The organism is Streptomyces apricus, assembly GCF_008369065.1.
GTDB lineage: Bacteria > Actinomycetota > Actinomycetes > Streptomycetales > Streptomycetaceae > Streptomyces > Streptomyces apricus.
In genome coordinates this window covers 359,901-366,895 of record NZ_VDFC01000047.1, presented here as the reverse complement: position 1 = coordinate 366,895, position 6,995 = coordinate 359,901, and the positions used below count along the sequence as shown (strand labels likewise).

Sequence of the window (6,995 nt, the reverse complement as noted above, 5' to 3'; positions counted from 1 at the left end):
GTGGGGGCTTGTCGCGCAGTTCCCCGCGCCCCTTAGGGGCCCGCCGGGTGTGGCCGGGGTTTGGAGGTGCGGGTCGGTGGGGGCTGGGTGCGCAGTTCCCCGCGCCCCTTTGAAGCCCGGACGTGCCCGGAGTCCGGTGGTGCTCGCACGTTAGATTGATCCTGTGGACCTTCGTTTCTCTCGTCCTTTCCGGCTCTCGCGGTCGCAGGCCCTCGGGGTCTGTGCCCTGCCCGTCGTGGCGCTGCTCGCCGTGGCGGTGTTCGCGCCGTTGCCGTTCTCGCTCGCGCAGCCGGGGATGACCGCGGACGTCCTGGGCGAGAACAAGGGCGACCCGGTGATCACGATCTCCGGCGCCGAGGCCCGTGAGACGAGCGGGCAGCTGCGGATGACGACCATCGAGGCGACCGGGCCGGACGCGCGCGTGCACCTGGGCGACGTGCTCGACGACTGGTTCCGTACGGACCGCGCGGTGATGCCGCGCGACGCGGTCTACCCGAACGGGGACAGCGTCCGGGAGATCGAGGACTACAACGCCGAGGAGATGAAGAAGTCCCAGGACACCGCCGTCGAGGCGGCCCTTGACCACCTGGGCGAGGAGTCCGGAGACGTCACGGTCACCCTGAAGCTCGCCGACGTGGGCGGGCCGAGCGCGGGCCTGCTGTTCTCCCTCGGCATCGTCGACAAGCTGGACGGCGACGGCAGCGGCGGCGACCTCACGGGCGGGCGCGTCATCGCCGGTACGGGGACGATCGACGCCGACGGCAAGGTCGGCGCGGTCGGGGGAGTGGCCCTCAAGACCCAGGCCGCCCGCCGCGACGGCGCGACCGTCTTCCTGGTCCCGAAGGCGGAGTGCTCGGACGCGGAGACGGAGCTGCCGAAGGGGCTGCGCCTCATCCCGGTGACGACCCTGAAGGACGCGGTCGGCTCCCTCGTGGCGCTGGAGAAGGGCCGCGGACAGGTCCCCGCCTGCTAGCCGGCCCCTCCCACCGTCAGCCTCCCTACCGTCAGCCTTCCTGCCGTCAGCCCTCCTTCACGAACCCCTCCGCCTTCATCCAGTCCAGTGCCACCGCGTGCGGGTCCTCGCCGTCGACGTCCACCTTCGCGTTCAGCTCCTGCGCCACGGCGTTGTCCAGCCGTGCCGTGACCGGCGCCAGGACGTCGGCGATCGCCGGATACTTCTTCAGCGTCTCCGTGTTGACCTGCGGGGCCGCGTTGTAGTTGGGGAAGAACTTCCTGTCGTCCGCCATCACCACGAGGTCCATGGACTTGATGCGCCCGTCGGTGGTGTACACCTCCCCGTAGGTGCAGTTCCCCTTCCGCACCTGCGTGTAGATGATCCCGCTGTCCATCTGCGTGAGGTTCCCGCCGGGCAGCTTCATCCCGTACGCCTTCTGCATGCCCGGCAGCCCGTCCGCCCGGTTGGCGAACTCGCTCTCCACGCAGACCGTGACGGCCCCGGGGTCCGACTTCGACAGGGCGGCCACCTCGGAGAGCGTCTTCGTGCCGTACTTCTTGAAGTTGGCGCGGTTCATGGCGAGGGCGTACGTGTTGTTCAGCGTGGAGGGCGCCAGCCAGGTCAGCCCGTTCTTGCGGTCGGCGTCGCGCACGGCCTCCCACTGCTTCTTCGGGTCCGGGACGGGCTCGCTGTTGCCCAGGTAGGTGATCCAGGCGGTGCCCGTGTACTCGTAACCGGCGTCCGCGTCCCCGTTCCGCACCGCCTCCCGGGAGCCGACGGACCCCTGGATGCCCGTGCGGTCCAGGACCTCGGCGCCGGCCGCCTGGAACGCGATGCCCATGATCGCGCCGAGGACGAGCTGCTCGGTGAACTCCTTGGAGGTCACCGTCAGGTCGGCGCCCTTGAGCGGCTGCCCCTGCCCGATCGACCCCGGCCTCACGTCGTCGGCCATGGGCGACCCGCTGGTCAGCCCGCATCCGGGGACCACGGCCAGCGCGGCCAGCAGGGCCGTGGCCGCCACCGGACCCGTCAGGCGCCTCATGTGCCCGCCTCCAGCCCGCGCGGACCGAGCAGCACTTCCGCCAGCGACGCCAGCCAGTCGACCAGCAGCGCCAGCGCGACGGTCAGGATCGAGCCGAGGACCAGCACCGGCATCCGCTGGCTGGTGATCCCGGTCGTGATCAGCACGCCGAGACCGCCGCCCCCGCCGAACGTGGCGAGCGTCGCCGTGCCCACGTTCAGGACGAGCGCGGTACGCACCCCGGCGAGGATCAGCGGTACGGCGAGGGGGAGCTCGATCCGGCCCAGTACGCCCAGCGGTGACATGCCGATGCCCCGGGCGGCCTCCAGGAGCGTCGGGTCGTTCGCCTTCAGCCCGGCGATCGTGTTCGACAGGACCGGCAGGACGGCGTACGCGATGATGCCGATCAGCGCCGCCCTGCGTCCGATGCCCAGCCAGATCACCAGCAGGGCCAGCAGCCCGATCGCGGGGGTCGCCTGCCCCATGTTGGCGAGGGTCATCACCACCGGGGTCGCCCTGCGCAGGGCCCCGCGGGTCAGCAGGATCCCCAGCGGGATCGCAATGATCAGCACGAAGAAGGTGGAGATCACGGTCAGCTCGATGTGCTGCCGCAACGCCTTGCCCACCCGCCCGTCCGAGAGCGCGTTCTCGGAGAGCGGGTCGAGGTCCGCCTGCCGGAACCAGAGCCAGGTGACCAGCAGCCCGACGACGAGCACCGCCGGCAGGAAGGTCAGCTTCCGCCAGCCGAACCGGGGCGTCCGCGCCGGTGCGGTCGCCGGAGCGAGGTCCTCCTCGAACGCGGCCTCCCGCCCGGCCTCGACCCCGGCGTCCTCGGAGCCCGCCCGGACGTGCCGCACCCCCGCGCCACCGTCCCGACGCCCTCCGGAGCCGGGGCCAAGACCAGTGCCCGGACCGGGGCCAGGACCAGTGCCCGGACCGGGGCCCTGATCGGGGCCGGAACTGGAGCCGGAGCCGGGGCCGGAACCGGGGGCGCTCACGCCCGCTCCTCCCCGCCACCACCGGCGCCCCCGGCCGCGCCGCCCACACCCTCCTGCGCCTGCCGGGTCTGCTCGCCGCGCGCCTCCTCCAGCTCGTGCTGGTTCTCCATCGCTTCGAGCCGGTCGGCCTCCAGCAGCTCGTGCACGGAGTTCATCAGCGTCTCCATGTCCACCACGCCGGTGTACTCCCCGCGCCGCCCGGTCACCACGACCCGCCCCGCGTTGTCCGTGAGCACGGCCTCCAGCGCGTCCCGCAGTGTCGCGTCCCGGGTGACCGTGTCGTTCACCAGGGTGCCCGCCCGGGCCAGCGAGCCCCGGGCGCGCATCAGGTCCCCGCGCCGCAGCCACTTGTAGGGGCGCCCTCGCCGGTCGAGCAGCAGGATCTCGTTCGTACCGCTCGCCCTGACCCTGTTGAAGATCTCCTGCAGCGGGTCGTCGACGGTCACCGTCGGGTAGTCGGTGATCTCCACGTCCCGCACGCGGGTCAGGTTCAGCCGCTTCAGGGCGGCGCCGGCGCCCACGAACCCGGACACGAAGTCGTCGGCCGGGTTGGTGAGGATCGCCTCCGGGGTGTCGAACTGCGCGATGTGCGAGCGCTCCCGCAGCACCGCGATCCGGTCGCCCAGCTTGATGGCCTCGTCGAAGTCGTGCGTGACGAAGACGATGGTCTTGTGCAGCTCGTGCTGCAGCCGGATCAGCTCGTCCTGCAGATGATCACGGGTGATGGGGTCGACGGCGCCGAACGGCTCGTCCATCAGCAGCACCGGCGGATCGGCGGCCAGCGCCCGCGCCACCCCCACCCGCTGCTGCTGACCACCGGAGAGCTGCCGGGGATAGCGCCCGTGGAACTCACCGGGATCGAGCCCCACCAGGTCCAGCATCTCCTCGACCCGCTCGGCGGTCCGCGCCTTCGACCAGCCGACCATCTTCGGTACGAGTCCGATGTTCTGGGCGACGGTCATGTGCGGGAAGAGCCCCGAGGACTGGATGGCGTACCCGATCTTGCGCCGCAGCTTCACGGGGTCCATGTGGGTGACGTCCTCGCCGCCGATCCGGATGCGCCCGCCCGAGGGCTCGATCAGCCGGTTGATCATCTTCAGGGTGGTGGACTTCCCGCACCCCGAGGGCCCCACGAAGACGACCAGCTCACCGGCGTTGATCTCCATGTTGACGCTGTCGACGGCGGGTTCGGAGCTCCCCGGGTACCGCTTGGTGAGGTTCTCCAGCCGGATGGTGGCCCCGGTGGCGGCCCGCGCCCCGTCCCCCTCGTCCGGCGCCGGCGTCGGCATCGCAGCCGCGGATGTCTCAGACACGGATCCCCCTGGGGATGGTCAGCCGCCCGACGACGACGTACGCGGCGTCGAACAGCAGCGCGAGGATGATGATCCCGAGCGTGCCCGAGAGCACCTGGTTGAGCGCGTTCCTGCTGCCCAGCGAGGCGATCCCGCGGAAGATCTCGTTGCCGAGCCCGGGTCCCGAGGCGTACGCAGCGATGGCGGCGATGCCCATCAGCATCTGCGTGGAGACCCGGATCCCGGTCAGGATCGGCGGCCAGGCCAGCGGCAGCTCGACGCGCGCGAGCCGGGCGAGCCGCGACATCCCGATCCCGGTCGCCGCGTCCACCAGCGCGGGGTCGACCCCGCGCAGCCCGACGATCGCGTTGCGGACGATCGGCAGCAGCCCGTACAGGACCAGGGCGATGACCGTGGGCGGCACACCGAGCCCCACGACCGGGATCAGCAGGCCGATCATGGCGAGCGAGGGGATGGTCAGCAGGGTCGCGGTCGCCGTCGTGGCCAGGTTCCCGGCCCAGTCGCTGCGGTAGGTGACGACCCCGATGAGGACTCCCAGGAGGGTCGCGACGACCATGCACTGGAAGACGGCACTGGCGTGCTGGTAGGCGTCGGCGAGGAGCTGCTGATGACGGCTGCCGAGGTAGTCCCAGAAGTTCACGCCGTCACCTCACCCGATCGTCCCGGCTGCTCAGCCGCTCAGCCGCTCAGCCGCTCATCCGTCGTCCCGTGCCGCCTGCTCCACCAGCGGGATGATCCGCAGGGGGACCGGGTTCTCCATGACGATCGCCGTGGAGGCCCGGACGATGCCATCAAAACCGACGACCCGGTCGATCACCCGCTGGAGATCGGCGTTGGACCGGGCCACCAGCCGGCACAGCATGTCCCCGCCGCCCGTCGTCGTGTGCAGCTCCAGCACCTCCGGCACGGTCGCCAAGTGGGCCCGTACGTCGCCTCCTTGGCCCTGCCGGATCTCCAGGGTCGCGAACGCGGTGACGGGATAGCCGAGGGCCCCGGGGTCCACCTGGGGCCCGAACCCCCGGATGACTCCATTCGACTGAAGCCGGTCCAGCCGCGCCTGCACGGTCCCGCGCGCGACCCCGAGCCGGCGGGACATCTCCAGCACCCCGATCCGCGGCTCCTCGGCCAGCAGCACGATGAGCCGCCCGTCCAGTCGATCGATCCCCACCAGCACCCCCGAGATGGTCATCCTGTACACAACGACCGGTGAAAGCGTCCTTCCGCTGAGCACAATGCCCAGCGGTTCCGCAAACTATTGCGCACCTTGCGAAACGGCGAGAACCTGCGGCCATGACTCAGACCACGCACCACACCCCCGACACCGCGCGACAGGCAGACCCCTTCCCGGTCAAGGGAATGGACGCGGTCGTCTTCGCCGTGGGCAACGCCAAGCAGGCGGCGCACTACTACTCCACCGCCTTCGGCATGAAGCTCGTCGCGTACTCCGGACCGGAGAACGGCAGCCGGGAGACCGCAAGCTACGTCCTGGAGAACGGCTCCGCCCGGTTCGTGTTCACCTCGGTCATCAAGCCCGCCACCCCCTGGGGCCACTTCCTGACCGAGCACGTGGCCGAACACGGCGACGGCGTCGTCGACCTGGCCATCGAGGTCCCGGACGCCCGCGCCGCGTTCGCCTACGCCGTCGAGCACGGCGCCCGCCCCCTCACCGAGCCGCACGAGGTCAAGGACGAGAACGGCACGGTCGTCCTCGCCGCGATCGCCACGTACGGCAAGACCCGCCACACCCTGGTCGAGCGCACCGGCTACGAGGGCCCGTACCTGCCCGGTTACGCGGCCGCCGACCCGATCGTCGAACCGCCCGCCCGGCGCACCTTCCAGGCCATCGACCACTGCGTGGGCAACGTCGAGCTGGGCCGGATGAACGAATGGGTCGGCTTCTACAACAAGGTCATGGGCTTCACGAACATGAAGGAGTTCGTGGGCGACGACATCGCGACCGAGTACAGCGCCCTGATGTCGAAGGTCGTCGCCGACGGCACGCTCAAGGTCAAGTTCCCGATCAACGAGCCCGCCGTCGCCAAGAAGAAGTCCCAGATCGACGAGTACCTGGAGTTCTACGGCGGCGCGGGCGTCCAGCACATCGCCCTGAACACCAACGACATCGTCAACACGGTCCGTACGATGCGCGCGGCGGGCGTCCAGTTCCTCGACACCCCGGACTCCTACTACGACACCCTCGGCGAGTGGGCGGGCGAGACCCGCGTCCCCGTCGAGACCCTGCGCGAGCTGAAGATCCTGGTCGACCGCGACGAGGACGGCTACCTGCTCCAGATCTTCACCAAGCCGGTCCAGGACCGTCCGACCGTCTTCTTCGAGATGATCGAACGCCACGGCTCGATGGGCTTCGGCAAGGGCAACTTCAAGGCCCTGTTCGAAGCGATCGAACGAGAGCAGGAACGCCGCGGCAACCTCTGACCCCCACGGCCCACGGCCCCGCGGCCCCCACCGCGGGGCCGCACCCGTATCCACTGCGGGAGCGGGCCCTACCGCCACGCGCCTGCCGGCTCGCCCGACTCACCCAGCGCCCGCAGGGCAACCGGCACCAGAACGGGCGAGAACGCCGGATTGATCCGCAGCGCCTCCTCAAGATGCCGCCGCCCGGCCGCGTCCTTCCCCAGGCCCCGCTCGATCACCCCGCGATGGAACGCGTGCAGAGCGACCCGCGCCCCACCCCCACGCACCCGATC

Annotated in this window: 7 protein-coding genes and 1 pseudogene; 2 read left to right on the top strand and 6 right to left on the bottom strand. The window is 70.7% G+C overall.

Features of this window, described 5'->3' with window-relative positions:
* Window positions 1–235 precede the first annotated feature (235 nt).
* A complete protein-coding gene (locus FGF04_RS28080; RefSeq protein ID WP_235882533.1) occupies window positions 236–973 on the top strand; it encodes a S16 family serine protease in 738 nt (245 codons plus the stop codon).
* Window positions 974–1,019: 46 nt separating this feature from the next.
* On the opposite strand, the gene FGF04_RS28075 is transcribed toward FGF04_RS28080, so the two are convergent.
* The 5 genes from FGF04_RS28075 to FGF04_RS28055 form a co-directional block, all read right to left on the bottom strand.
* A complete protein-coding gene (locus FGF04_RS28075; RefSeq protein WP_149514124.1) occupies window positions 1,020–1,997 on the bottom strand; it encodes a glycine betaine ABC transporter substrate-binding protein in 978 nt (325 codons plus the stop codon).
* Entirely contained in the window at window positions 1,994–2,833 is an 840-nt protein-coding gene (locus tag FGF04_RS28070; RefSeq protein WP_149514123.1) for an ABC transporter permease, read from the bottom strand. The genes FGF04_RS28075 and FGF04_RS28070 overlap by 4 nt, the downstream gene beginning before the upstream one ends.
* A gap of 137 nt (window positions 2,834–2,970) precedes the next feature.
* Complete coding sequence (locus FGF04_RS28065; protein WP_149514410.1) at window positions 2,971–4,263, bottom strand: betaine/proline/choline family ABC transporter ATP-binding protein; 1,293 nt, start codon at window positions 4,261–4,263, stop codon at window positions 2,971–2,973.
* Between the two features lie 16 nt (window positions 4,264–4,279).
* Window positions 4,280–4,927 (bottom strand): ABC transporter permease, encoded by a 648-nt coding sequence (locus tag FGF04_RS28060; RefSeq protein WP_149514122.1) that lies wholly within the window; start codon window positions 4,925–4,927, stop codon window positions 4,280–4,282.
* Between the two features lie 54 nt (window positions 4,928–4,981).
* The gene (locus FGF04_RS28055; protein ID WP_188114282.1) at window positions 4,982–5,455 is read right to left on the bottom strand and encodes an Lrp/AsnC family transcriptional regulator; all 474 of its coding nucleotides are present in this window, start codon (window positions 5,453–5,455) and stop codon (window positions 4,982–4,984) included.
* 122 nt (window positions 5,456–5,577) lie between these two features.
* Here FGF04_RS28055 and hppD point away from each other — a divergent pair, with 122 nt between their 5' ends.
* Window positions 5,578–6,723: a 4-hydroxyphenylpyruvate dioxygenase gene (gene hppD / locus FGF04_RS28050; protein ID WP_149514121.1), complete on the top strand. Its 1,146-nt coding sequence runs from the start codon at window positions 5,578–5,580 to the stop codon at window positions 6,721–6,723.
* A 68-nt stretch (window positions 6,724–6,791) separates the two neighbouring features.
* Here hppD and FGF04_RS40250 read toward each other — a convergent pair.
* A pseudogene (locus FGF04_RS40250) lies at window positions 6,792–6,995 on the bottom strand (hypothetical protein); the annotation flags it as partial.